Raw genomic sequence first — 23350 nt, 5'->3', positions numbered from 1 at the left:
AGTCCGCGAGAGGACCCGCAGGAGGGATAAAGCATGGTCCCCGCCCCACCGCCTCGACACACGGCCGGTCAGCCGGATCGATCGCGGGGAAACGGCATCACCGCCAGCCGGTAATGCGCCCCTTGCCGTCGATCAGGTAGAGCATGTTATCGGCCACCACCGGCGGCAGGTAGAATTGCTTGCCCGCCTTGGTCGGCTCGGCCGCCTTGCCCGTATCGGGCGCCACCGGCTGCATCTGGCCGATGCTGTTGACCAGCATCAGGCGACCGCCGGCCAAGACCGGTCCGTACCAGGCGACGGGCTTGTTGCGCTTCTTGGGATCGCGGAAGCCGGCGAGCTGCGTCACCCAGCGGATCTTTCCGGTGGTGCGCGCGATGCACATCAGCTTGGCATCGTCCGTCACGACAAACAGCCATTCACCCGCCAGCCACGGCATGGAAATGCCGCCGATCGATAGCTCCCACAAACGCTGGCCGTTGACCAGGTCCATGCCGACCATGCGTCCGCCCTGACCGATGGCGTAGACCTTGCCCTCCGCGATCACCGGCGCGGCATCGATGTCCGAAATGGTGGACACCGACGTCGTGATGCTGGTGCGCGATAATTGGTCCTGCCAGACGATGCGGCCATTTTCATAGCGCAATGCCGACAATTCGCCGGAGGAGAAGCCGGCCACCACCGTACCCTGCGCGAAGGCCGGTGCCGCCACGCCGAACACGCCCGCGCCTTGCAAAGTGGCGGACACGGTCCACACCGTCTCGCCATTGTCCGGCTTCAGCGCCAGGATCTGGTTGTCCTGGGTCAGCACATAGATGTTGCCGCCACCGATCGCGGGCGCGCCACGCAGCGGGCCGGCGGGGCGGACCTTCCACAAGACCTTGCCGGTCTTGACATCCAGCGCGGCCGCGTCGCCGCGACCGGTGGTGGCGAACACGCGCTCCCCATCCACGCTGACGCCGCCGCCGAACAGTACCGAGCGATCCTTCTTGCCGCCGCCCAAAGCCGCCTGCCACAGGCGCCCGCCCGTCTTGGCGTCAAAGGCATGGACCACCGCGTCCGCGCTGATCACATAGAGCCTGCCGCCCGCAACCGCCGGGGTGGAGCCGATCCGCTTGGTGATGTCGCCGCCGGGAATAGCGGCCGACCACACCTGACGCGGGCTGGCGCCCAGCGCCACGTTGCCGAGATTCTTGGCGGCACTGCCGCCCGGCTGCGTCCAGCTGTCATTCGCCACCGCCGGGGGGACGACAACCGGCACGTCGGCCAGACCGGGATCGGCCACCGTATCGGTGCTGGTCGAAAGGATCGGGATGCGTTCACCCAGCACCGCCGTCTTGGGACCGCGCTCACCGCCGCCCTTGAAGATGCCGCATCCGCTCAGCGTGGCCGTCAATGCCAGCGCCACAACCACCCGCTTGTTCATGATTGCACTCCCGTCAGGCCCTTGGGCGTCGCGACGGGCTGTCCGAGCGAGGTCGCCATGGAAGCGGCGCGGCCGCGCAACGTGCCGGGCGCCTTGTCGTCGGCCGCGATGCGGGCGAACAAGGCGGCGGCGGGCTTGGGCTGGTTCATCTTGAGGTGGGCCAGAGCGGTCAGCTCGGCGGCGCTGCCGAACCAGGGACTGCCGGGCTGGGCCAGCCCCTTCAGCCGGGCGATTACCTCGGCCGGGGCGATGCGGTCGAACTCCAGCGTGGTCGCGCGCAGCATGGCGAGGTCGCGGGTCGGCTGCGGCAGGCCGGCATCGTTGGCGATCGCCTTGAAGCTGGCGGCGGCCTGGGTCGGATTGGTGCGCGCTTCCAGATTGGCCTGCATGATGCGCGCCATCGATTGATAGCCGTCGCCCGGCGCCTGCGCGAGTTCGGCCAGGCGCGGATCGGTGGCGCTGGCGCGGCCGGAGGTCGCGTCGTCAATCACGCCGACCAGCTGCTCGCCCTGCTCGCCCGCGCGCGTCGCGCGGCGATGCTGCCAGAACAGGAAGGCGGCGAGCACGACCAGCCCGACGACCACGGCCACGCCGACGACCTTGCCCCACCGTTTGGCGAAGCCGGTCACCTGGTCGCGGCGGAGATCATCGTCCACCTCGCGCAAGAAGGCCTGGTTGTCGGTCGGCGTCAGCGCCAAGAAACGTCTCCCTCGTCCGCACCACATGCGGAAAACCGGCCTTCTAGCGACGAGTCCGCCTGAACGGAAGCTGTGCGAACAAAGGTGCGACGGGATGCGGCGAGAAAGGCGTCACAATCGTTGCAGGAGCCGGCGCGGCAACCTAGGCATCCGGCGATGCGCGCGGCGTCTCTCATCCTGGCGGACGTCCGAGATTCGCGTGCCGCGCGCCGTGGCCTATCGCTGCTGCTGACGATCCTGGCGCACCTGCTGATCCTGCTAATCCTGCTGCGCACCACCGGCGTGCAATGGACCCCGCTGGAGCCGGAGCGGCGGCTGGTGACGGTCGACATCCCGGCCGCCGCCGAGATCGCGACGAAGCAGACCACCAAGAAGAGCACGGCCCGGCGGCAATCCGCCCCGCCCCCGCCGCCATCGGCCCCGCCGCCGCCGCCGCCCAAACCGGACGCGCCGCAACGATGGGTCCTGAACCCCGAATTGTCGCAGTTCGACCTGCGCCAGACCCGGTCCACGCCGGTCGAGCGGCCAACCGCGCAGGGGGCGGAAGAGGGCACCGAGCAGGCGGACAGCGGATCGACCTATGGCCCCAGCAACCTGCCGGGCGGCGGCCGCCTGTTCAACGCCGAATGGTATCGCGAGCCGAGCCAGGCCGAACTGGCCTTCTACATGCCGCGCGGCGTGATCGGCTGGGGCGAGGTGGCCTGCCAGACGGTGGAGCGGTTCCACGTCGACAACTGCCGCGAGTTGGGCGAATCGCCGGCGGGCTCCCGCATGTCGCGCGCGGTGCGGGAAGCCGCCTGGCAGTTCCTGGTCCGCCCGCCGCGCAGCAACGGCAAGGCGATGATCGGCAGCTGGGTCCGCATCCGCATCACACTGACCGCCGACAGGGCGGTGAGCGGCGGCCGTTAGATCCGGCGAACCCGCCCCACCATCATTCCCACTCGATCGTGCCGGGTGGCTTGGAGGTATAGTCGTAGGTGACGCGGTTGATGCCCTGGACCTCGTTGACGATGCGGGTCGCCACGCGGGACAGGAAGGCGGCGTCGAACGGGTAGACGTCCGCGGTCATGCCGTCGGTCGAGGTGACCGCCCGCAGCGCGCAGACGCTGTCATAGGTGCGGTAATCGCCCATGACGCCGACCGTGCGCACCGGCAGCAGCACCGCGAAAGCCTGCCAGATCGCGTCGTACAGGCCGGCACGCCGAATCTCGTCGAGATAGATGGCGTCGGCCTTGCGCAGGATGTCGCAGCGTTCCTTGGTGACCTCGCCCGGGATGCGGATGGCAAGGCCGGGACCGGGGAACGGGTGGCGGCCGACAAAGGCGTCGGGCAGGCCCAGTTCCTTGCCGAGCACGCGGACCTCGTCCTTGAACAGCTCCCGCAGGGGCTCGACCAGCTTCATGTTCATCCGCTCGGGCAGGCCGCCGACATTGTGGTGGCTCTTGATCGTCACGGACGGGCCGCCGGTGAAGCTGACGCTCTCGATCACGTCGGGATAGAGCGTGCCCTGCGCCAGGAAATCGGCGCCGCCGATCCGGGCGGCCTCCTGCTCGAAGATCTCGATGAAGGTCTTGCCGATGAACTTGCGCTTCGCCTCCGGGTCGGTGAGGCCGGCGAGGCCCGAAAGGAAGGTCTGTTCGGCATTCACATGGACCAGCGGGATGCCGTAATGTTCGCGGAACAGGCTGACCACCTGCTCCGCCTCGCTCTGGCGCATCAGGCCGTGATCGACGAACACGCAGGTCAGCTGGTCGCCGATCGCCTCATGGATCAGCACCGCCGCCACCGCGCTGTCGACCCCTCCGGACAGGCCGCAGATCACGCGCCCGTCGCCCACCTGCGCGCGGATGTCGGCGATCTTGGCATCGCGGAACTCGGCCATGGTCCAGTCGCCCTGGAGGCCGCAGACATGGCGGGCGAAATTGGCGATCAGCTTGCCGCCGTCGGGGGTGTGGACCACTTCGGGGTGGAACTGGACGCCGTAGAAGCGGCGGGCCTCGTCCGAGGTGATGGCGAAGGGCGCGCCTTCGGACACGGCGATCGGGGCGAAGCCGTCGGGCAGGCGGGTGACCTTGTCGCCATGGCTCATCCACACCTGATGCCGCTCACCCTGCTGCCACAGGCCATCGAACAGCTTGGAGGGGGAACTGACCTCGACAAAGGCGCGGCCGAACTCGCCGCCCTCGCCCGAGACGATCACGTCGCCGCCGAGCTGCTTGCACATCGTCTGCTGCCCATAGCAGATGCCCAGGATCGGCACGCCCGCTTCAAAGAAACGCTGCGGCGCGCGCGGGCTCGCCTCCTCCGTAACGGAGGCGGGGCCGCCCGACAGGATGATCCCGGCCGGCCTGAGGCGGTCAAATGCCGCATCGGCCGCGTTGAAGGGAGCGATCTCGCTATAAACCCCGGCTTCGCGCACGCGGCGGGCGATCAGCTGGGTCACCTGGCTGCCGAAATCGACGATCAGGATGCAATCTGTGGGGGCGACGGTCATGCAAGCGGCGATAGGAACGGTGCGCGCAGATCGCAAGCGTTGCGCGCAATCCGCCCCGCCCACGCCGAGCACAAAAAGAAAGGGCCCGGCGCATGGCCGAGCCCTCCTTTGTCTTGATGCTTGCGGCAGCGATCAGGCTGCTTCGGCGTCCTCGCTCACCACCGGGCCCGAATCCTGACCCTTGGCGGAGACGTCGCGATCGACGAACTCGATCACGGCCATCGCCGCGGCGTCGGAGGCGCGGAGGCCAGCCTTGATGATGCGGATATAGCCGCCGTTGCGCGCCGCATAACGCGCGCCGATCACGTCGAACAGCTTCACCAGCTGCACGTCGTCCATCAGGCGGGCATGGGCGAGACGACGATTGGACAGGCCGCCCTTCTTGGCCAGCGTAACCAGCTTTTCGACATAGGGGCGAAGCTCCTTCGCCTTGGCGAGCGTGGTCGTGATCTGCTCGTGCTTGATCAGCGCGGCCGCCTGGTTGCGGAACAGGGCAGTCCGGTGGCTGGAGGTACGCTGCAGCTTACGGCCGCCTACACGATGACGCATGGTATCTTCCTTTCGTTCGTACGGGGCCCGTATCAGGTAACCCCGGCCTGGCGGTGATAAGGGCCACCGCCTAGAGCCCGGTTCCGGCCGAAGCCGGATGGTGGGAGGACATGGACGCCCTCCCGCCCGATCAGAATTCCTGTTCGAGCTTCTTGGCCATCTCTTCGATGTTCTCGGGCGGCCAGCCCGGGATTTCCATGCCGAGGCGCAGGCCCATCGAGGACAAGACTTCCTTGATCTCGTTGAGCGACTTGCGGCCGAAATTCGGCGTGCGCAGCATCTCCGCTTCGGTCTTCTGCACGAGATCGCCGATATAGATGATGTTGTCGTTCTTGAGGCAGTTGGCCGAACGCACCGACAGCTCCAGCTCGTCCACCTTCTTGAGGAGGTAGCGGTTGAGCTGATTGGAGTTCGTCTCCGGCTCCACCGTGCCGCCGACCGGTGCCACCGCGGTGGTCGCCGCGGGTGCGGACACAGCCATGCCTTCGTCGAAGTGGACGAACAGCTGCAGCTGGTCCTGCAGGATGCGCGCCGCATAGGCGACCGCGTCTTCGGGCGTGACCGTGCCGTCGGTTTCCAGCGTCAGGGTGAGCTTGTCATAGTCAAGCTCCTGTCCGACGCGGGTATTTTCGACCTTGTAGGCGACCTGGCGGACCGGCGAGTAGAGCGCGTCGACCGGGATCAGGCCGATCGGCGCATCGGCCGGACGGTTGGCGGCGGCGGGGACATAGCCCTTGCCGGCCTGCGCCGTCAGTTCCATGTTCAGGGTCGCGCCCTCGTCCAGGTGGCAGATGACCAGATCCGGGTTCATGACCTCGATATCGCCCGTGGTGGCGATGTCGCCGGCGGTCACTTCGCCGGGGCCGGTAGCCGACAGCTGGAGCCGCTTGGAACCCTCGCCCTGCATCCGCAGCGCGATCTGCTTCACGTTCAGGACCATGTCGGTCACGTCTTCCCGCACGCCGGTGAGCGAGGAGAATTCGTGCAGCACGTTCTCGATCTTGATCGAGGTCACGGCCGCGCCCTGGAGCGAGGACAGCAGCACCCGACGCAGCGCATTGCCGAGCGTCAGGCCGAAGCCCCGCTCCAGCGGCTCGGCGATGAAGGTCGCCTTGCGCTTCGTATCCCCGCCGCCCTTTTTGTCGAGCGCGACGGGCTTCTTCAGTTCCTGCCAGTTCTTGGCATTGATCGCCATCATGGTCCCCTCGGGGCTGTGGCCGCGGCGCGTCCGCTGCGGCCGGAATCAGAGATACAGAACGGGGCCGGACGGCGCCCCGCCGCCAGGATCAGACGCGACGACGCTTGGACGGACGGACGCCGTTGTGCGGGATCGACGTCACGTCGCGGATCGACGTGATGTGGAAGCCGACGGCTTGAAGCGCACGCAGCGCGCTTTCACGGCCCGAACCGGGGCCCTTGACCTCGACCTCAAGCGTGCGGACGCCATGCTCGGCCGCCTTCTTGCCCGCATCCTCGGCCGCGACCTGCGCGGCGTAAGGGGTCGACTTGCGGCTGCCCTTGAAGCCCATCATGCCGGCCGACGACCAGGAAATCGCATTGCCCTGCGCGTCGGTGATCGTGATCATGGTGTTGTTGAAGCTGGCGTTCACGTGCGCGACGCCGGCGGTGATGTTCTTGCGCTCGCGCCGCTTGATGCGCTGAGGTTCGCGTGCCATCGTTTCGTTCCTGACCTAAATTCTGTTGCTGTGCGGGGCGCTCGTGACGAGCTGCCTCCGGCGGAGTAAGCCGCGCAAATCGTCCCGGACGATTTACGTCTGGCTTACTTCTTCTTGCCGGCGATCGGCTTGGCCTTGCCCTTGCGGGTGCGCGCATTGGTATGCGTGCGCTGGCCGCGGACCGGCAGGCCCTTGCGATGACGCAGGCCGCGATAGCAGGCCAGATCCATCAGCCGCTTGATGTTCATCGCCACCTGGCGGCGGAGGTCGCCTTCCACGGTGTAGCCGGCGTCGATCGCCTCACGGATCTGCAGAACCTCCTGGTCCGACAGCTCCTGAACGCGACGCTCGCGCGCAATGCCCAGCTTTTCGGTGATTTCCTTGGCCTTGGCCGGGCCAATGCCGTGAATGTAGGTCAGCGCGATTTCGACGCGCTTGTTGGTCGGGATGTTGACACCCGCGATACGTGCCATGTCTTATGCTTCTCCTGCTCCACAGGGCGGTTGGCTGGCCACCCTATCTCGACGCTTACTTCCCGGAACGGCCAATACACGACGCACGCGAAAGCGCCGCCGGATACCGGGTTCGTGGGATTTGCGGCAGGTAGAACCGGAGTCGCCAGGTGTCAAGCGGGGGTGCGGGGCGTAAGCAACGCGGGTCGCGCCCTCCCGATCCCTCCCAGCCCGAAATGGCATGCCGCCGCCGATCGGGCAGCACGCCCGGCCGCTCCGGCGAAGCGGAGGGCCGGGCGCCCGGTCCTCAGGCCGCCCGCGTCTCGGCCCGGCGATTGATACGGGACTCGGCGAGCCGGGTCAGCTTCTCGTCCGTCGCTTTCTCCTCTGCCAGTGTCTCGTCCAGCAGACGCGCGCAATCCTCGCGGCCGAGCTCGCGCGCCCACGCGATCAGGGTGCCATATTGCGCGATTTCGTAATGCTCGACCATCTGCGCGGCGGCGGTGAGTGCCGCGTCCAGCACGTCGCGGTCCGCGATGTTGCCCGCCACCGTATCGCCGGCCTTGATGATGCCGTCGATCGCCGCGCAGGTCGTCTGTCGCGGTTCGGAGCCGTGCATGTCGAACACCCGCTCAAGCCGGCTGATCTGCCCTTCGGTTTCGGTCAGATGCTGCTCGAACCCCGCGCGCAATTCGGGTGAGGTCGCCTGCTCGCGCATCTTGGGCAACGCCTCCGCGATCTCATGTTCGGCATAATAGATCGCCTGGAGCTTGGTGATGAACAGATCGTCCAGCGTCTCGATATCTTTGGTAAAGAGGCCCATGGGTCACCTCCTTCCACGGGTGCGCATCATGGCGGACCCGTCGGGTAGAACGGGCGAGGAGATGCGGCGTTGCCATCGAACCGCGGGCGTAAGGATCGATTGACGAAGCGCGGCACCCCCGCCCATCTGCGGCCTCATGCACTCCCTTTCCCTGCACCCCAGCTGGCTCGAACGGCTCCGGCCGGAGCTGGACAGCCCCTATATGGCCGCGCTCGACGCATTCCTGACCGCCGAGGAGGCGCGCGGCAGTGCCCTGTTCCCCCCGCGTGAGGACCGGTTCCGTGCGCTGGAACTGACCCCGCTCGATCAGGTGCGGGTCGTGATCCTGGGGCAGGATCCCTATCACGGACCGGGACAGGCGCATGGCCTGGCCTTTTCGGTGCGGCCGGGGGTGAAGGTGCCGCCGAGCCTGAGGAACATCTACAAGGAAATGCAGGCCGACCTGGGCTTCGCGCCGCCGGCCCATGGCTTTCTGGAGCATTGGGCGCGGCAGGGCGTGCTGCTGCTCAACAGCGTGATGACGGTGGAAAGCGGACGCGCGGCCTCCCATCGCGACAAGGGGTGGGAACGCTTCACCGATGCCGTGATCCAGCTGGTCGCCGCCAAGCAGGAGCCGGTCGCCTTCCTGCTGTGGGGCAGTTACGCGCAGAAGAAGGCGGCGTTCGTGCGCGGCATCGCGCAGGGTGGGCACCATCTGGTGCTGACGGCGCCGCACCCCTCCCCCTTGTCGGCGCATGGCGGCTGGTTCGGCAGCGGGCATTTCTCCAAGGCCAACGCCTTTCTGGAGGCACACGGGCGCAAGCCGGTCGACTGGCGGCTGCCCGCGCTCGGCTAGGCTCGACCAGTAAGCGACGCGCTCGTACAGCAGGCGCGACCAACAGAAGGGACACCCACGTGGCGGCTGACGACGACGATTATGTGTATGACGAGGCGAGCGGCGAGTGGGTGCCGGCGAGCCAACTGGCGGGCGCGGCAGGCGGCAGCGGCGGCGATGCGGTGGTGGTGCGCGACGCGGTCGGCAACGTGCTGGCGGACGGCGATCAGGTGACGTTGATCAAGGATCTGGCGGTCAAGGGCGCGGGCCAGACGCTGAAGCGGGGCACGCTGATCAAGTCGATCCGCCTGACCGGCGACGCGCAGGAGATCGACTGCAAATATGAAGGCATCAAGGGCCTAGTGCTGCGCGCGGAGTTCGTGAAGAAACGCTGATCCCAGCCTCGGATGGAGCGCGGCGGAGCGGTCGGCGGATCAGGATCGCCGAGGCAGCCGCCCGCGATCGGGTTGCGCCGGACGCCCCTTTGCGGCGCGAATGATCGGCGGCACCGCCAGCAGGATCGCCACCACCAGCCCGCCCACGGCGAGCAGACCGGCTGGCGTCATCACCAACTCCGCCTCCGCCCCGAACCGGCCGAGCGCGATGCGGGCATGCGCCGTCTGCGGGCAATCAAGGATAAGGGCGGGCTGATCGGTCATGGGTCTATCCCGGCAGGGTGCGGGATGCGGGGCCGCATGGCAATATGGCGTGGAATACGGATGACCCGAATTGCGACCATCCGGGCGCGCGGGGCGGTCTGGTCTTCGCCAGCCTTGCCGGCGATCCATACGCGATCGCCGCTCCGCCCCTTTGCGGGGAGAGCGGCGATCGCCCGGTGGTTGAATCCGGCGCCATCTGGTCCGCCGTGCCGAAGCGCGGCGGACCTTTTGGGCTTATCCGGCCGGCTTACTTGGCCGTGACGACCAGTTCGGTGCGACGATTCTCGAACTGGCCCTGGGTGGTGGCGTTGGTGTCGGTCGGGTTCGCCTCGCCGCCGGAGACGGACTCGATCCGGGTCTTGTCGATGCCCTTGGCGGTGAGCGCCGTGGTCACCGAGTCGGCGCGCTGCTGACCCAGCTGGGCGTTGGTCGGCGCAGCGCCACGTGCATCGGTATAGCCGACGATCTGCACGCGTGCCTTGGGGTAGGCCGCCAGGATCTGTGCCAGCGCATCGACATTGGCCTGATCCTCGGCGCGGATCGCGGCCGAGCCGGTCTCGAAGTTCAGCTTGTCGAACTGGAAGGTCTTGGGCGTCGCCTCGTTGGAGCCGAGATAGCGCTGCAGATCGTAATTGAGCGTGTTCGGTGCCAGATCGATCGACTGCCCGTTCGGCAGCGCCACCGCCTCCACCGGCAGCGGCGGCGTGGCGACCGGCGCCGTGTCGGTCAGGTTGGTGTCGGTGACGTTGGTGTCGGCGGTGGTGGTCACCACGTCGTCATGCCTGGAGCAGCTGCGGAACAGCAGGATCAGCAGGAGCAGGCCGATGATGCCCACGATCCACGGCAGGTAGAAATTGCCGCGCGGCTTTGCCCCATCGACCGAGCGGTTCTTGACCGGCGGCAGCGGGCCATGGTCGTCATGGCCGGCGGAGGCCGCCGCCGCACCGCCGAGCGCCGCCGCACCGGCAAGGGCCGCAGCCGCGGTGGTGCTGAGGTGGACATGCGTATCGACCCGCGACACCGAGGTCAGCGGGACATAATGATGCTTGCCGTCCACCGAATCCTTGCGCGCAAGCTTGATGTTGCTGCCCTCGACATGGTCGACCGTGCCGACATGCTGCCCGTCCGAGCCGAGCACTTCCATATGCTCGCGAATATCCGAAGCCTGAACCACGCACCGCCTCCTGTTTTGATGTGGCGGCGTAACGGGCGGGGAGTCGGCATGTTCCAGAGTTGCGACCTGTCGAGCCCGCACGGGCGCGGCGCACGATCCAAAGCTTACGGAAGGTCGCACTGGCGAACGGCTTTCCGGCAGCACCTCCGCCGCCCGCATCGCGGCCTCGGCGGCGAGTTGCTCCGGCGTTGGCGGCGGCGGATCATAGTCGCGCGGCACGTCTTGATCATGATGGGCCAGCCGCCTGTCCATCATCTCGGCGGCAGGCACGCTCTCGTTGGAATTGAGCGTTTCCCGTACCGCGTGGCTGCAACGCTGCGGCTGGTGCGCCCAAGGCAGCAACACCAGCAGATGATCATCATATTGGGCGCGCGGCCCGGTCACTCTGCCCTCGCGGTCATGCATGGGATGCGTGACGCCGTTGATCGCACGGTAGAACCCGACCTCGACCAAGCGGTGCGGCGCTTGGTCGAGTGCAGTGTCCAGGCGGCGAACGCCTCCTCAGCCGGGCTGCGGCACAGGCGATAGCAGGAGCTGGCCGACGTCTGCACCGTACCCGCTGTAGCGGAGCGAGCCGCCGGCCCGAGGCCAGTTCCCGAAACGCCGGGTGACGCCTCAATCGATATAGATCCCCACGACCTTCCAGCCTTCACCTTCGCGGTCGAGGGAAACCGTCTCCGTCGCGCCATGCTTGTTGGCGAAATCGGTGCGAAAGCGAACCGTACGATAGCCGTGGGGCGGCGCAGGCACGTCTTCCTCGCTTACCAATGTGCGCGACACGACGCTCCCGAGTGGAGCACGCGCCTTCTCTGATGCCGACTGCCAAGCATCCTCAGTGTTCAACAACCGAAACGATTGCGCGGTTGCGGCCCAACTCTTCGCCCACTCACCGGCATCAACAAGAGCCAACCAGTCACGGGCGGTCTTGCTTGCCGGCGTTTCGGCAGCGGCCCAGGCCTCGACATTCGCCGGGGGTATCTGGTCGGGCGCCGATAAAGCGAGCACCGCGGCAAACAACGATATCATGGCAATTCCTCCAATCGCCCAGACCGTACGACGTGGCGTCGGCGGTTCTTGGTCGGGCTGATCGGAACACTCGACGGCTTGGGCGCGAGAGGCCTCCCCGAAAGATATGTTCCCAAGTCTTTCGGGGTCGGTGTCCTCGCTCTGGCGCAGCATGCGCGCCGCCTCTTTGCTGCTTGATACGCTGAGCTTACGCCTGGCTTCGCGCAGGCGTTCGTTGATCGTATGGACCGATAGGCCAAGGTGCCCCGCCATCGATTTGGCATCGTGCCCGGCAAGAAGCAGACGGAGCGCCTGCTTCTCCCTTTCAGTCAGTGCCTCGCAACCCTGAACCATATGCCCACAATCCTGCCTACCTCACCAAGAGCAGGCTAGGGTGGCGCCCGTCATCGGGGCACCCCAAAAGAATTGTACCTGGATGGCGATCGCTGCCGATCAGTCGTGCTCCCGTCCACCCGCACCCATGTAAAGTTCGCGACCCTTTTCGTGATAGAGTTCGCTCATCGCTGCCATCCCTGCTTCGGCCTCTCCCGCCGCGACGAAGGTCTCCACCGGCGCATTCTGCTTTGCGGCGAAGTCCCGGACTTCCTGGGTGATCTTCATCGAGCAGAATTTGGGGCCGCACATGGAGCAGAAGTGGGCGGTCTTGGCGCCTTCCGCCGGGAGCGTCTGGTCGTGATATTGCTCGGCGGTATCCGGGTCCAACGACAGGTTGAACTGGTCGCGCCAGCGAAATTCGAAGCGGGCGCGTGACAGGGCGTCGTCGCGGACCTTGGCGGCGGGATGGCCCTTGGCGAGGTCGGCGGCGTGGGCGGCGAGCTTGTAGGTGACGACGCCGACCTTGACGTCGTCACGGTCGGGCAGGCCGAGATGCTCCTTGGGCGTGACGTAGCAGAGCATCGCCGTGCCATACCAGCCGATCATCGCCGCGCCGATGCCGGACGTGATATGGTCGTAACCCGGCGCGATGTCGGTGGTGAGCGGCCCAAGCGTGTAGAAAGGTGCCTCGCCGCACGCCTCCAGCTGCTTTTCCATATTCTGCTTGATCTTGTGCATCGGCACATGGCCGGGGCCCTCGATCATCACCTGCACGTCCTGCTCCCAGGCGCGCTTGGTGAGTTCGCCCAACGTGTAGAGTTCGGCAAACTGCGCCTCGTCATTGGCGTCCGCGATCGCGCCGGGGCGGAGGCCGTCGCCCAGCGAATAGGCGATGTCATAGGCCTTCATGATCTCGGTAATCTCGTCGAACTTCTCGTAAAGGAAGCTCTCCTTGTGGTGCGCCAGGCACCATTTGGCCATGATCGATCCACCGCGGCTGACGATACCGGTGACGCGCTTGGCGGTGAGCGGGATGTAGGGCAGGCGCACGCCGGCGTGGATGGTGAAATAGTCCACGCCCTGTTCGGCCTGCTCGATCAATGTGTCGCGGAACACCTCCCACGTCAGATCCTCGGCAATGCCGCCGACCTTTTCCAGCGCCTGGTAGATCGGCACGGTGCCGATCGGCACGGGGCTGTTGCGGATGATCCATTCGCGCGTGTCGTGGATGTTGCGGCCGGTGGACAGGTCCATCACCGTGTCCGCGCCCCAGCGGATCGACCACACCATCTTGTCGACCTCCGCCGCGACGTCGGACGCGACGGCCGAGTTGCCGATATTGGCGTTGATCTTGACCAGGAAGTTGCGGCCGATCGCCATCGGCTCGGATTCCGGGTGGTTGATGTTGTTGGGGATGATGGCGCGGCCGCGTGCGATCTCGTCGCGCACGAACTCCGGCGTGACGTAATCGGGGATCTCCGCGCCCCAATCCTGACCGTCGCGATGATATTCGGCCAAGCGGGCGCGGCCGAGATTCTCGCGCTCCGCCACATATTCCATTTCGGGCGTGATGATGCCGCGCCGGGCATAATGCATCTGGCTGACATTGGCGCCGGCCCTGGCGCGGAGCACGCGGCGGCGGACGTTGGGGAAAGGCTGCACCCCGCCGGAACGATCGGGCCCCTTCATGCCGTTATCCTCGGGACGAACCTCGCGGCTGGCGACCTCCTCCACGTCGCCCCGGCTGCGGATCCAGTCGCGGCGGAGTTCGGGCAGGCCGGCCATGATGTCGATGCGGGCGTTGGGATCGCTGTACGGGCCGGACGTATCGTAGACGCGGACCGGATCCTCGCCCGAGCCCGGCTCCAGCGTGATTTCGCGCATGGCGACATTGAGCGGGCCGACATGGATCTTGCGGGAGCCGCGGATCGGGCCGGTGGTGACGGCCAGTTCGGTACGGGCGGGAATGTCGGCCATGGTCTACGTCCTTCCAAGGCGGGACGGAGAATGGGCGTGCCCTTCTCCCTCCCTACGCCGGTGTCAACCGGATCAGGTTCGACGGGTCGAAGGCTCCTGCCCTCCTCTCAAGCGCGGCAACGGCGCTCCCCCGGGGAATGGCCGAACTGTATCCCTCCTTGCCGCCCGCGAACAGGGACAATCTTCACACCCGGCGGGCGAGGCCGACCTTCAGCATCCAGGCGACGGTGTTGACCAGCAAGGCGGGCGGCTGGTCGGGGAAGGCGGCGACCAGATCGACCATGCCGAGCGGCCCCCGGCCGATATGGGCGATCATCCGGTCGAGCAGGTCCGCCGGCGCCAGCGCGTGGCGCACCATCATGCCCTTGTCGCCGGGCAGGTCGGCCAGGCGGCTGGGCCCGGCGGCGATGCGGGTGTCGGCGTCGATTGCCTGCGTCGGGTAGCCTGCGAACAGGGCATAGGGGTCCATCCGCGCGGGCTGGGCGGTGCGGGTGCGGGGCGCACGCTCCGGGGCGATGGCGCGGATGCCGGCGAGATGGTCGAGCAGGTCGCGATGGGCGCCGATCACGACCGGCCAGTCATAATGTTCGCGTGCACGGCGGGCCCCCGCCTCGCCCATCCGGCGGCGCAGGTCGGGATTGTTGGCCAGCGCCGTGAAGAAATCCGCCGCCTGTTCGACATCGACCGACGTCGCCTGTGCCACGGCGGCGAGGTAATGGTGATAATTGTCGAGCCCATTGGCATAACGGCGCGCCAGCACATCGCCGCCGCCGGGCGCGGGCAGCAGGCTGTCCACCAGGAAGCCGGTGACGCCATGGTCGATCGTGTCGCGCAACCCGTCCCAGTCGCTGCCCACCACCGGCAGGCCGGCGGCCATTCCCTCCACCGGGGCGAGGCCGAAGCTTTCCTGGATATTGTCGGACAGCAAGGTGAAGATGTCGGCGGCGGAACGGACCGTGTTCGCCTCCGCCTGCGCGCCATCGACGAAATGGGTGGTGAAATGCTCGGCAAAGGCGGCGCCCAGATCGCGGAAATGCTTGCCCTGTTCGGGATTGGACGGCTGGCCGGCGAAGATCAGGTGCAGGCGCGGCTTGCTGCGACGCGCCGCGCGCGCCACCGCCTGCAGCAGCGGCAGGGGATGCGCCTTCATGTGGAGCGACAGGCGGCCGAATTGCAGGATCGCGACGGCGTCGTCAGCGATGCCGAACTGCCCGCGCCAGCGCGCGCGTGCGGCCGGATCGGGCGTGAAGCGATCGCAATCGACGCCGAGCGGGATGACCGGCAGTTCGGGCAGCGAGCGGTCGGTCGCGCCGAGGCGCGCGGCGAGATAGTCCGCCTGCTCCGCCAGCAGCGTCTGCACGGTGCCGCGCACCGCGCGCGAGGTGCAGATCAACGCGTCCCACGGCTGGACCGGCGCGGTAGCGAGTTCGGCGATGCGATCCATCGCCCGATCGCTGCTGATCGTGTGGGTAATGCCGATCAGGCTCCAGGCACGCTGCCCGTCCCAGCGCCTGCGCCAGGCATAGGCCGCCACCGCAGGGTCGGCGAGCCACAGCGCGCCCGCCCGGCGCAACGGCCCGAGATCGGCATGGTTGGCGATGGCCACATCGGCGGTGCCGCCAAACTCCGCCACCTGCTGCCGGAAGCCGGCGGCATCCTGCGGGTCTTCGGCCCAGGCGGTGACCGGATCGGCCCCGCCATGGCGCACCCAGGCGCGGAGAAACGTCTCCCCCGCCATGATGCGGCCCATCATGTCACCGACGCGCGTGTCGAAGCTGCTGCGCGCATATTGAAGGGCGGCATGCGCCGGCATGGTCGGAAAACTCAGTTCGAGGAGGAGGAGAGCGGCGAACGCGGGCGCGGGGCGAGCAAGGCGGCGGTTTCCAACCGGTCGAGCGCGTTGCGCGCCAGCACGTAGCGGCGCGCCTGGGCGAGCCAGGCGGCGGCGGCGGTCGCGCCGGGCATGCGCGCGATTTCGGACGCGGCGACATCCACCTCCCCCTGCTGGAGCGCGCGGGCCGCGCGGCTGTAGCGGTCGGTCGGCGCCTGGCTGGGCGTATCGGCGCGGCGGATCACGAACAGGCTGGCGAGTTCGCGCCGCATGCCGGTCCACATCCCCTCCTCCGGATCCTTGGAGACCAGGGTCGGGCGCAGTGCGTCCAGTTCCTGCTGCAACCCGCTGAGCGTCACCGGCCGCTGGCTGGCGGCGATCACCTGCGCCACGGACGCCGCATCCTCCTTGGCGAAGCGTTCGCGCAGCAGGGCCTCCAGGAAACCAAGCGGCTGGGCCCGGTCCAGCGCGCGGCGGGCGGCAAAGGCGACCAGCAGCCCCTCCGCCCGGTCGGCATCGCCGATGGCGGCATCGACGCGCCCCTCCACGCCGGCCAGCCGTCCCTCGATCGCATCCACCCGGCCGGGCAGCGCCGGGTCGGTCGACGGCGCGGGCTGGACGATCACGGGCGAAGGCCGGGACACGATTGGCTGCACCGGGGCCGTGGTGGTGGCGGGATGGACCCAGGTCGCGACGGCACGGACCCGCATCACGGCGATGGCGGTGATGCCGATGCCGAGCGCAAAGGCCAGAACAACCACCAGCAGGGTCGGCAGGAAGCTGCGCCGCTTCGGCTGCCCATAATAATCGCGCTCGTCCATCACCCCTTGTCGCACAGTGTTGCGGCCGCCGCCAACAGGGCGTCGTCGGTCGGCCGATCGGCAACAACCGCGCCCGGCCAGTCGCGTGCCGCCGCCGCGCTGATCGCCGCCACCCGAAGGGCGGTGGGGTCCAGGCCCGCCTTGGCGGCCAGCTCCGCCAGCAGCGTGCCGGCGCGCGGCGAATGCAGCAACGCCACGGCGCCGTTCCGCAATGCCGTCTCGGCCGTTTGCGGCAGGACGGCGACGGGATCGGCGGCGTAGACGATGCGGCGGACGATGGGGATCGGGGCGTCGTCCGGCGCGCGATGGTCCCGCCCGGCAAGGTGGAGCGGTCGCTTCACGCCGGTCGCAACCATCTGCGTGACCAGAGCGGCGGCATCGGCCGACCCGGCATGGATCCGCGCGAAACCAGCGGCAGAGGCGACGGCGGCCGTCGCCTCACCCACCGCATAAAGGGGAAGCGCAAGCAGGGTAGCGAGGGCGGGACCGGCCAGCCGCACCGCATTGGCGCTGGTCAGCATCAGGGCATCATGGGCGCTCGGATCGGGGGAAGTCCACGCCACCGGCACGATCGTGAAGAGTGGCGCCGCCACCGCGTCCGCGCCGGCGGCGGCGGCGCGCACCAGGGTCGCCGCCGCGCCGGGTTCGGGACGCAGGACGAGCAGCGACCTCACCTTGCGAACAGGGCACGGAGCGCCGGCGGCGCGCGGTCCAGCATGGCCTCGGCCAGAGCGCGCGGGGCCAGATCGTCGCCCGATGCGAAGCGCGCCTCGCTCGCCTCGCTGATCGCGCCATCCTCGCTCAGGATTTCGGCGCGGAGGAGGATGGCGCCATCCTCCATCACCGCCAGCGCCGCGACCGGCGAGTGGCAATCGGCGGTCAGCGCGGCGAGAAAGGCGCGCTCGGCCCGGACGCAGGCGCTGGTCGGCGCATGGTCGATCGCGACTAGCAGCGCGCGCGTGGCACTATCGTCGGCGCGCGCCTCGATCCCCACCGCCCCCTGCGCCGGGGCGGGCAGCATCGTGTCGATGGACAGATGCGCGCCGACATCGCCCCGCCCCAAACGGTCCAGCCCGGCGGCGGCGAGCAGGGTCGCGTCCACCTCGCCCAGGGCCAGCTTGCGCAGGCGCGTGTCGACATTGCCGCGGAACAGCACCACGTCGGCATCCGGGCGGGCGCGGCGGACCTGCGCGGCGCGACGCGGCGAGGAGGTGCCGATGCGCGGAGTGGCGCGCAAGGCGGCGAAGCTGTCCGCGCCGACCAGCTTGTCGCGCACGTCGGCGCGCGGCGGATTGGCGGCGATCACGATCTCCGCCGGGCGGATCGTCTCCACATCCTTCATGGAATGCACCGCCAGGTCGATCTCACCCGCCAGCAATGCGCGATCCAGTTCCTTGGTCCACAGCGCCTTGCCGCCGATCTCCGCCAGCGCGCGATCCTGCACCTTGTCACCGGTGGTGCGGATGACCACGATCTCGACCGCATCCGCGCTCCAGCCATGGGCCGTGCGCAGGGCATCCGCGACCATGTTCGCCTGCCACAGGGCGAGTGGCGATCCGCGTGTGCCGAGACGAAGGTGAGGCATGGGCGCTCCTTACCGGGCGATTGGCGAAAGCCAAATGGAATGAGGCAGGCTGGCGTCCCTGCCGAGCCCCTTATTCCCGTGCGTCGAAGGCGACACGGGCGCGCGCCACCGCGTCGAGATGTTCGCCGGCCCAATGCCACACGCCGCAAAACGCCGCGCCCAGGCTGCGGCTGAGGGCGGTTAGCTCATAATCCACGCGCGGCGGCACGACCGGATGCACCGTGCGCGTCAGAAAGCCGTCGCGCTCCATCTCACGCAGCGTCTGGGTCAGCATCTTCTGGCTGATCCCCGGCACTTCGCGGCCGACCTGGGTGAAGCGCAAGCGCCCATGTTCCTCTAGCGCCTCCAGCACCAGCAGGGTCCATTTGTCGGCGACCCGGCCGATCAATTCGGTCACCAGCGCCTCCACGCGCGGATCGACGGTATCGGAATAAGCAGGCGCGGTGGTGGACATGGTCACTTTCCCGACGGTGCGTATGAAACTTTGCGGTGCCGTCTTTCACCTGAATGGTGACGGCCTAGATGGGGTTGCGCAACCCTCGCACCAAAGGACGCTTCATGCAGATCAGCGGCAACACCATCCTGGTCACCGGCGGCAATAACGGCATCGGCCGTCGCCTGGCCGAGGAGTTCGCCCGACGCGGCAATCGCGTCATCATCTCCGGCCGCAACCAGCAGGCGATCGACGAGGTGGTGCAGGCGCATGACGGCATCGTCGCCGGCTATCGCCTGGACATGACCGACGCGGCGGCGATCAGGGATTTCGCGGCCAGGATCGTGGCGGATCATCCCGAGCTGAACGCCGTCATCAACAATGCCGGCATCATGATCGCCGAAGACCTGAAGGCGCAGGACCTGGACGTGGCGGAGGCGACCGTCGCCACCAACCTGCTGGGGCCGATCCGGCTGACCAGCGCGCTGCTGCCGCACCTGCTGACCAAGGACGGGGCCGCGGTGATGACGGTGTCGTCGGGCCTGGCCTTCGTGCCGCTGGCGGCGACGCCGACCTATTGCGCCACCAAGGCGGCAATCCACAGCTATTCGCTGTCGCTGCGCGAACAGCTGAAGGACACCAATGTCGAGGTGATCGAGATCGTGCCGCCGGGCGTGCAGACCGATCTGATGCCCGGCCATGCCACCAATCCGCAGATGATGCCGCTGGAAGACTATATCGCGGAAACCATGGGGATTTTTGAACAAACGCCGATGCCGGTCGAGAATGCGGTCGGCCGCGTGCATTTCCTCTACAAGGCGACGGAGCAGGGCCGCTTTGCCGACACCTTCTTCAAGCTCAACAGCGGCGCGCGCGAGTAAGCCGCGCCCGCCCTTGAAAGGGACAGGCGAAGCGCGCAGAGGCTCAAGCGATGGCGTTGATCCTCGGACTTGAATCCTCCTGCGACGAAACGGCGGCGGCGCTGGTCACCAGCGACCGCCGCATCCTGGCGCACAAGCTGGCCGGACAGGAGGCCGCGCACCGCCCCTATGGCGGGGTGGTGCCGGAGATTGCGGCGCGCGCCCATGTGGAGGTGCTGACGCCGCTGGTGGAGGCCGCGCTGGCGGAGGCACGCGTGCCGCTGGACGCGGTGGACGCGATCGCCGCCACCGCCGGTCCGGGCCTGATCGGCGGGGTGATGGTGGGCCTGGTCACCGGCAAGGCGCTGGCGCTGGCGACCGGCAAACCGCTGATCGCGGTCAATCACCTGGAGGGCCATGCGCTGAGCCCGCGTCTGGCCGCGCCGGACCTGGCCTTTCCCTATCTGCTGCTGCTGGTCTCCGGGGGGCATTGCCAGTTGCTGGAGGTGCGCGGCCCCGGCGACTATCGGCGGCTGGCGACCACCATCGACGATGCGGCGGGCGAGGCGTTCGACAAGACCGCCAAGCTGCTGGGCCTCGGCTTTCCGGGCGGGCCGGCGGTGGAACAGGCCGCGTTGCAGGGCGATCCCTGGGCGGTGCCCCTGCCCCGCCCGCTGGTGAAATCAGGCGAGCCGCATTTCTCCTTCGCGGGCCTGAAGGGCGCGGTGCTGCGCGCGCGCGACGCGGGAACATGGAGCGCCGAGGATATTGCGGCATCGTTCCAGCAGGCGGTGGTGGATTGCCTGATCGACCGCACCCGATTGGCGATCCGCGCGGCACAGGGCGCGACCGCTCTGGTGGTGGCAGGCGGCGTCGCGGCCAACACTGCGGCGCGCGGGGCGTTGCAGACTTTGGCCGCCGCCCACGATTTGCCGTTCATCGCGCCGCCTTTGTGGCTGTGCACCGACAATGCGGCGATGATCGCCTGGGCGGGGGCGGAGCGGTTCGCGGCCGGGTTGACCGATCCGCTCGACGTGGCGGCGCGCGCGCGCTGGCCGCTCGACCCGACGGCGGAAAAAGCACGTGGCGCGGGAGTGAAGGCATGAAGCTGGGGGTGATCGGCGCGGGTGCATGGGGCACCGCGCTGGCGCAGGTCGCGGCCAAGAACGGGCCGGTGCTGCTATGGGCGCATGAAAGCGACGTGGTGGGCGCGATCAATCGCGAGCATCAGAACCCGATCTTCCTGCCCGGCGTACCGCTCGACCCGGACATCCACGCCACCCACGAACTGGCCGAACTGGCCGCCTGCGACGCGTTGCTGGTGGTGACTCCGGCCCAGCATATGCGCGGCGTGCTGGCGCAGGCGGGGGTCGGCGCCCAGCCGCTGCTGCTCTGTTCCAAGGGGATCGAGGCGGGCAGCATGGCGCTGATGTCCGAAGCGGCGGCGAAGGCCTGCCCGGAGGCGCCGATCGCGGTCCTGTCCGGGCCGACATTCGCGGCGGAGGTGGCGCGCGGGCTGCCCACCGCGCTGACCCTGGCGTGCGAAGACGATGCGGTGGCGACCCGCCTGGCCGAGCGCATCGCCCGCCCCGGCTTCCGCCCGTACCGTTCCAGCGACGTGATCGGCGCGGAGATTGGCGGCGCGGTCAAGAATGTGCTGGCCATCGCTTGCGGCGTGGTGGAAGGCGCAGGCCTTGGCCGGAATGCACGGGCGGCACTGATCGCGCGCGGCTTTGCGGAAATGACGCGCTTCGGCCTGGCGCGCGGCGCCAAGGCGGAGACGCTGGCGGGATTGTCAGGCTTGGGCGACCTGGTGCTGACCTGCTCGTCCGAGCAATCGCGCAACTTCACGCTGGGGCTGGGCCTGGGTCAAGGGCACAAGCCCGCCGAACTGATGGCGGATCGGCGGACGGTGGCGGAGGGCGCCTTCACCGCGCCGGTGCTGATCCAGGCGGCAGCGGCGGTCGGTGTGGAGATGCCGATCAGCGAAGCGGTGGCCGACCTGCTGCTGGGTGCGACCGACGTGGCGCAAGCGGTCGAGCGACTGCTCGCCCGACCGCTGCGCGACGAAAGCGCCTGAGGGAGCCGGATCGTCCGCTACGGACGCACGGCTGCCCCGGGACAAGCAATCAGGATTGCTGGGTGGACGTATCCGTCTTGGCGCCGGTGGGGTTGAGCTTGCCCGTGAAGCCCTTCACCGACGACAGCACCTTGTCGCGACGGTCCTTGTTGCTGAAATAGGCGGCAGCGCCACCCGCCAGCAGCAGCCAGCCAAAGCCCGTCAGACCGGGCTTGCCCACATCCTTTGCCATGATACGTCTCCTTTTCAGTTCGCCGCATTAACCGGTGAAGATGCCGGGACGTTCCCCCCATTTCTGCCTGCAAACCTATCCATTCCAGGCGGCCCGGCATCGGGCTCGCCGCATAACCGCCCTGCGGTGCGCGCCGGCGCTTAGTCCGCATGGCCGCAGCCGAGCCGCGGGGAATGGGCGTGGCATAGAGCCGGACGTCGCCACGATCGGCCCGACAGGCAGCGGCCTGCGATGCATGAACCGTCGCCTCGATACGGGTTCCCGGGATCATGCCCAGAAGATGCATGCCGCACGCCACAAGCAAGGGCGCGTTGTCAGCGGGCACGGGATCCAGGCGACGCGAAGCGTGACCCTCCGTGCGACGACGAAGGCGGGCGGCCGCCCATGGAGCGGTCCCTGCTTCCGCGTCCATGAACGCCCCTCGCGACATCACGCCGTTCGCGCACGATGATCGTGCGTTTCGATCTTAGGCCAGCGAACTGGGCCGTAGCCTCACAAACCCGAACGGCCGGAGACGGTGGACTTCAGGCTGTCCGCTTTGCGGCCCCGGATGGTAGAAACCGGTCGTTCGTTGGCTTAGCTGGACCGATGCAGAACCCGCTCGAAGCCGCTCGGCTCAACCTGAAGGATCATGGGGCCAATGGTATCCGGGCGCTGTCAGCCAAGACCTGATTGTCCTGCGGGCGACACTTAAGGACGTTCCGGAGGATCACGCCGGCATTCGCATCAGCGGCATTGCGGGCTTGAGACCTTTCCTCGCCCCGCGAGGTTCGATCGGGTCTATCGCGGCCGGCGTGCTGGGGCCTGGGAGCCGCCCCGTGCGAGCGATCCTGTTCGACAAGACCGCCGAGACGAACTGGTCGCTGGCCTGGCATCAGGATCGTACGATTTGCGTGCGACGGCGGATCGATGTCGACGGTTTCGGCCCGTGGACGATCAAGGGCGGCATGCAGCACGTCGCGCCGCCCTTCGATCTTCTGACCCGTATGGTCACTCTGCGGGTCCACATGGATGACGTTCCCGCGACCAACGCCCCGCTGTTAATTGCGCCTGCCTCTCACACCGATGGTCGCATCGCGGTCAACGCGGTCCGGAGGTCGTTCAACGTCGAGGCGTTTGGGCCTGCATCGCTGAGGCCGGAGACGTGTGGATGTACGCGACTTCGATCCTGCATGCATCCGAAGCCGCTACCAACCCGGTGCACCGACGCGTGCTACAATTGGATTTCGCGGCCGAAGACTTGCCGGGCGGCCTAGATTGGCTCGGCGTCTGACTACTTACAGCTTCCACTAAGCGGCTGTGTGGCCGCCGCTGGCGGCGCCAGCTGCCGCATGGTTTCTAGGTTCACGACCTAGGTCGTGAACCCATAAACGGCGGTGAGGACCAGCGCCGTCGGCACCGCGATCATCAATGCGATAGATGACCAAG

Annotated in this window: 25 protein-coding genes and 1 riboswitch; of the genes, 7 read left to right on the top strand and 18 right to left on the bottom strand. The window is 67.9% G+C overall.

Going from position 1 to position 23350, the window contains the following annotated elements:
- Positions 1–97: 97 nt before the first annotated feature.
- Complete coding sequence (locus Q0D93_RS13265; protein ID WP_294395192.1) at positions 98–1423, bottom strand: PQQ-binding-like beta-propeller repeat protein; 1326 nt, start codon at positions 1421–1423, stop codon at positions 98–100.
- Positions 1420–2121 (bottom strand): tetratricopeptide repeat protein, encoded by a 702-nt coding sequence (locus Q0D93_RS13260; protein ID WP_294395190.1) that lies wholly within the window; start codon positions 2119–2121, stop codon positions 1420–1422. Before Q0D93_RS13260 ends, Q0D93_RS13265 begins: the two co-directional genes overlap by 4 nt.
- Positions 2122–2277: 156 nt before the next feature.
- Between Q0D93_RS13260 and Q0D93_RS13255 the strand changes: the two genes are divergently transcribed.
- Positions 2278–3030, top strand: coding sequence for a hypothetical protein (locus tag Q0D93_RS13255; RefSeq protein ID WP_294395188.1), 753 nt, complete (start codon positions 2278–2280; stop codon positions 3028–3030).
- A 22-nt stretch (positions 3031–3052) separates the two neighbouring features.
- Here the strand turns inward: Q0D93_RS13255 and guaA are convergent, their stop codons facing one another.
- From guaA to Q0D93_RS13225, 6 genes are all read right to left on the bottom strand, one after another.
- Complete coding sequence (gene guaA, locus Q0D93_RS13250) at positions 3053–4615, bottom strand: glutamine-hydrolyzing GMP synthase (RefSeq protein WP_294395186.1); 1563 nt, start codon at positions 4613–4615, stop codon at positions 3053–3055.
- A 132-nt stretch (positions 4616–4747) separates the two neighbouring features.
- Positions 4748–5164 carry a 50S ribosomal protein L17 gene (gene rplQ, locus Q0D93_RS13245; RefSeq protein WP_294395184.1) on the bottom strand — a complete coding sequence of 139 codons (417 nt, stop codon included), beginning with the start codon at positions 5162–5164 and terminating at the stop codon, positions 4748–4750.
- A 130-nt stretch (positions 5165–5294) separates the two neighbouring features.
- On the bottom strand, positions 5295–6359 hold the full coding sequence (locus Q0D93_RS13240) for a DNA-directed RNA polymerase subunit alpha (RefSeq protein WP_294395182.1): 1065 nt from the start codon (positions 6357–6359) through the stop codon (positions 5295–5297).
- 91 nt (positions 6360–6450) lie between these two features.
- Positions 6451–6840, bottom strand: a complete 390-nt coding sequence (gene rpsK, locus Q0D93_RS13235) for a 30S ribosomal protein S11 (protein WP_171743335.1) — start codon at positions 6838–6840, stop codon at positions 6451–6453.
- Between the two features lie 104 nt (positions 6841–6944).
- Positions 6945–7313 carry a 30S ribosomal protein S13 gene (gene rpsM, locus Q0D93_RS13230; protein ID WP_294395180.1) on the bottom strand — a complete coding sequence of 123 codons (369 nt, stop codon included), beginning with the start codon at positions 7311–7313 and terminating at the stop codon, positions 6945–6947.
- 286 nt (positions 7314–7599) lie between these two features.
- On the bottom strand, positions 7600–8115 hold the full coding sequence (locus Q0D93_RS13225; RefSeq protein WP_294395178.1) for a ferritin-like domain-containing protein: 516 nt from the start codon (positions 8113–8115) through the stop codon (positions 7600–7602).
- Positions 8116–8251: 136 nt separating this feature from the next.
- Here Q0D93_RS13225 and ung point away from each other — a divergent pair, with 136 nt between their 5' ends.
- Together ung and Q0D93_RS13215 are read left to right on the top strand one after the other, a co-directional pair.
- On the top strand, positions 8252–8950 hold the full coding sequence (ung, locus tag Q0D93_RS13220) for a uracil-DNA glycosylase (RefSeq protein WP_294395177.1): 699 nt from the start codon (positions 8252–8254) through the stop codon (positions 8948–8950).
- 59 nt (positions 8951–9009) lie between these two features.
- On the top strand, positions 9010–9324 hold the full coding sequence (locus Q0D93_RS13215; RefSeq protein WP_294395175.1) for an alkylphosphonate utilization protein: 315 nt from the start codon (positions 9010–9012) through the stop codon (positions 9322–9324).
- Between the two features lie 39 nt (positions 9325–9363).
- Here Q0D93_RS13215 and Q0D93_RS13210 read toward each other — a convergent pair whose 3' ends face one another.
- The 9 genes from Q0D93_RS13210 to Q0D93_RS13165 form a co-directional block, all read right to left on the bottom strand.
- Positions 9364–9588, bottom strand: coding sequence for a hypothetical protein (locus tag Q0D93_RS13210; protein ID WP_294395174.1), 225 nt, complete (start codon positions 9586–9588; stop codon positions 9364–9366).
- A gap of 247 nt (positions 9589–9835) precedes the next feature.
- Positions 9836–10762: a DUF2171 domain-containing protein gene (locus tag Q0D93_RS14900; protein ID WP_366510286.1), complete on the bottom strand. Its 927-nt coding sequence runs from the start codon at positions 10760–10762 to the stop codon at positions 9836–9838.
- A gap of 615 nt (positions 10763–11377) precedes the next feature.
- Positions 11378–12121, bottom strand: a complete 744-nt coding sequence (locus tag Q0D93_RS13195; protein ID WP_294395172.1) for a DUF4019 domain-containing protein — start codon at positions 12119–12121, stop codon at positions 11378–11380.
- A gap of 99 nt (positions 12122–12220) precedes the next feature.
- Entirely contained in the window at positions 12221–14080 is a 1860-nt protein-coding gene (gene thiC, locus Q0D93_RS13190; protein WP_294395170.1) for a phosphomethylpyrimidine synthase ThiC, read from the bottom strand.
- 32 nt (positions 14081–14112) lie between these two features.
- Positions 14113–14222: riboswitch (TPP riboswitch) on the bottom strand.
- Between the two features lie 42 nt (positions 14223–14264).
- Complete coding sequence (locus Q0D93_RS13185) at positions 14265–15893, bottom strand: glycosyltransferase family 4 protein (RefSeq protein ID WP_294395168.1); 1629 nt, start codon at positions 15891–15893, stop codon at positions 14265–14267.
- Between the two features lie 11 nt (positions 15894–15904).
- A complete protein-coding gene (locus Q0D93_RS13180; protein WP_294395166.1) occupies positions 15905–16735 on the bottom strand; it encodes a hypothetical protein in 831 nt (276 codons plus the stop codon).
- Positions 16732–17406: a uroporphyrinogen-III synthase gene (locus Q0D93_RS13175; RefSeq protein WP_294395164.1), complete on the bottom strand. Its 675-nt coding sequence runs from the start codon at positions 17404–17406 to the stop codon at positions 16732–16734. The genes Q0D93_RS13180 and Q0D93_RS13175 overlap by 4 nt, the downstream gene beginning before the upstream one ends.
- Positions 17403–18317 carry a hydroxymethylbilane synthase gene (gene hemC / locus Q0D93_RS13170; protein ID WP_294395162.1) on the bottom strand — a complete coding sequence of 305 codons (915 nt, stop codon included), beginning with the start codon at positions 18315–18317 and terminating at the stop codon, positions 17403–17405. The genes Q0D93_RS13175 and hemC overlap by 4 nt, the downstream gene beginning before the upstream one ends.
- A 70-nt stretch (positions 18318–18387) precedes the next feature.
- The gene (locus Q0D93_RS13165; RefSeq protein ID WP_294395160.1) at positions 18388–18771 is read right to left on the bottom strand and encodes a helix-turn-helix domain-containing protein; all 384 of its coding nucleotides are present in this window, start codon (positions 18769–18771) and stop codon (positions 18388–18390) included.
- 104 nt (positions 18772–18875) lie between these two features.
- Between Q0D93_RS13165 and Q0D93_RS13160 the strand changes: the two genes are divergently transcribed.
- Genes Q0D93_RS13160 through Q0D93_RS13150 form a run of 3 tightly spaced genes read left to right on the top strand, consistent with a single transcriptional unit; the run spans position 18876 to position 21690 of the window.
- Positions 18876–19631, top strand: coding sequence for an SDR family oxidoreductase (locus Q0D93_RS13160; RefSeq protein ID WP_294395158.1), 756 nt, complete (start codon positions 18876–18878; stop codon positions 19629–19631).
- Positions 19632–19681: 50 nt separating this feature from the next.
- Positions 19682–20716, top strand: a complete 1035-nt coding sequence (tsaD, locus tag Q0D93_RS13155) for a tRNA (adenosine(37)-N6)-threonylcarbamoyltransferase complex transferase subunit TsaD (RefSeq protein WP_294395156.1) — start codon at positions 19682–19684, stop codon at positions 20714–20716.
- Entirely contained in the window at positions 20713–21690 is a 978-nt protein-coding gene (locus Q0D93_RS13150; protein ID WP_294395154.1) for an NAD(P)H-dependent glycerol-3-phosphate dehydrogenase, read from the top strand. Before tsaD ends, Q0D93_RS13150 begins: the two co-directional genes overlap by 4 nt.
- Positions 21691–21739: 49 nt before the next feature.
- Here Q0D93_RS13150 and Q0D93_RS13145 read toward each other — a convergent pair whose 3' ends face one another.
- Positions 21740–21922, bottom strand: a complete 183-nt coding sequence (locus tag Q0D93_RS13145; RefSeq protein ID WP_294395150.1) for a hypothetical protein — start codon at positions 21920–21922, stop codon at positions 21740–21742.
- 818 nt (positions 21923–22740) lie between these two features.
- Here Q0D93_RS13145 and Q0D93_RS13140 point away from each other — a divergent pair.
- Positions 22741–23178, top strand: a complete 438-nt coding sequence (locus Q0D93_RS13140) for a phytanoyl-CoA dioxygenase family protein (protein WP_294395148.1) — start codon at positions 22741–22743, stop codon at positions 23176–23178.
- The last annotated feature ends 172 nt before the right edge of the window (positions 23179–23350 follow it).

This window comes from uncultured Sphingomonas sp., from assembly GCF_934560975.1.
Classification (GTDB): domain Bacteria; phylum Pseudomonadota; class Alphaproteobacteria; order Sphingomonadales; family Sphingomonadaceae; genus Sphingomonas_I.
The sequence above is the reverse complement of the archived record's forward strand: the minus strand, read 5'-3'. Positions and strand labels throughout refer to the sequence as shown.

What these genes read in the sequence shown, in the direction of transcription:
- Q0D93_RS13160 (WP_294395158.1), top strand. Translation starts at nt 18,876, where the DNA reads ATGCAGATCAGCGGCAACACCATCCTGGTCACCGGCGGCAATAACGGC.
- Q0D93_RS13165 (WP_294395160.1), bottom strand. Translation starts at nt 18,771, where the DNA reads ATGTCCACCACCGCGCCTGCTTATTCCGATACCGTCGATCCGCGCGTG.
- Q0D93_RS13150 (WP_294395154.1), top strand. Translation starts at nt 20,713, where the DNA reads ATGAAGCTGGGGGTGATCGGCGCGGGTGCATGGGGCACCGCGCTGGCG.
- rpsM (WP_294395180.1), bottom strand. Translation starts at nt 7,313, where the DNA reads ATGGCACGTATCGCGGGTGTCAACATCCCGACCAACAAGCGCGTCGAA.
- tsaD (WP_294395156.1), top strand. Translation starts at nt 19,682, where the DNA reads ATGGCGTTGATCCTCGGACTTGAATCCTCCTGCGACGAAACGGCGGCG.
- ung (WP_294395177.1), top strand. Translation starts at nt 8,252, where the DNA reads ATGCACTCCCTTTCCCTGCACCCCAGCTGGCTCGAACGGCTCCGGCCG.
- hemC (WP_294395162.1), bottom strand. Translation starts at nt 18,317, where the DNA reads ATGCCTCACCTTCGTCTCGGCACACGCGGATCGCCACTCGCCCTGTGG.
- Q0D93_RS13185 (WP_294395168.1), bottom strand. Translation starts at nt 15,893, where the DNA reads ATGCCGGCGCATGCCGCCCTTCAATATGCGCGCAGCAGCTTCGACACG.
- rpsK (WP_171743335.1), bottom strand. Translation starts at nt 6,840, where the DNA reads ATGGCACGCGAACCTCAGCGCATCAAGCGGCGCGAGCGCAAGAACATC.
- thiC (WP_294395170.1), bottom strand. Translation starts at nt 14,080, where the DNA reads ATGGCCGACATTCCCGCCCGTACCGAACTGGCCGTCACCACCGGCCCG.
- Q0D93_RS13265 (WP_294395192.1), bottom strand. Translation starts at nt 1,423, where the DNA reads ATGAACAAGCGGGTGGTTGTGGCGCTGGCATTGACGGCCACGCTGAGC.
- Q0D93_RS13145 (WP_294395150.1), bottom strand. Translation starts at nt 21,922, where the DNA reads ATGGCAAAGGATGTGGGCAAGCCCGGTCTGACGGGCTTTGGCTGGCTG.
- Q0D93_RS13210 (WP_294395174.1), bottom strand. Translation starts at nt 9,588, where the DNA reads ATGACCGATCAGCCCGCCCTTATCCTTGATTGCCCGCAGACGGCGCAT.
- Q0D93_RS13225 (WP_294395178.1), bottom strand. Translation starts at nt 8,115, where the DNA reads ATGGGCCTCTTTACCAAAGATATCGAGACGCTGGACGATCTGTTCATC.
- rplQ (WP_294395184.1), bottom strand. Translation starts at nt 5,164, where the DNA reads ATGCGTCATCGTGTAGGCGGCCGTAAGCTGCAGCGTACCTCCAGCCAC.
- Q0D93_RS13255 (WP_294395188.1), top strand. Translation starts at nt 2,278, where the DNA reads ATGCGCGCGGCGTCTCTCATCCTGGCGGACGTCCGAGATTCGCGTGCC.
- Q0D93_RS13195 (WP_294395172.1), bottom strand. Translation starts at nt 12,121, where the DNA reads ATGGTTCAGGGTTGCGAGGCACTGACTGAAAGGGAGAAGCAGGCGCTC.
- Q0D93_RS13240 (WP_294395182.1), bottom strand. Translation starts at nt 6,359, where the DNA reads ATGGCGATCAATGCCAAGAACTGGCAGGAACTGAAGAAGCCCGTCGCG.
- guaA (WP_294395186.1), bottom strand. Translation starts at nt 4,615, where the DNA reads ATGACCGTCGCCCCCACAGATTGCATCCTGATCGTCGATTTCGGCAGC.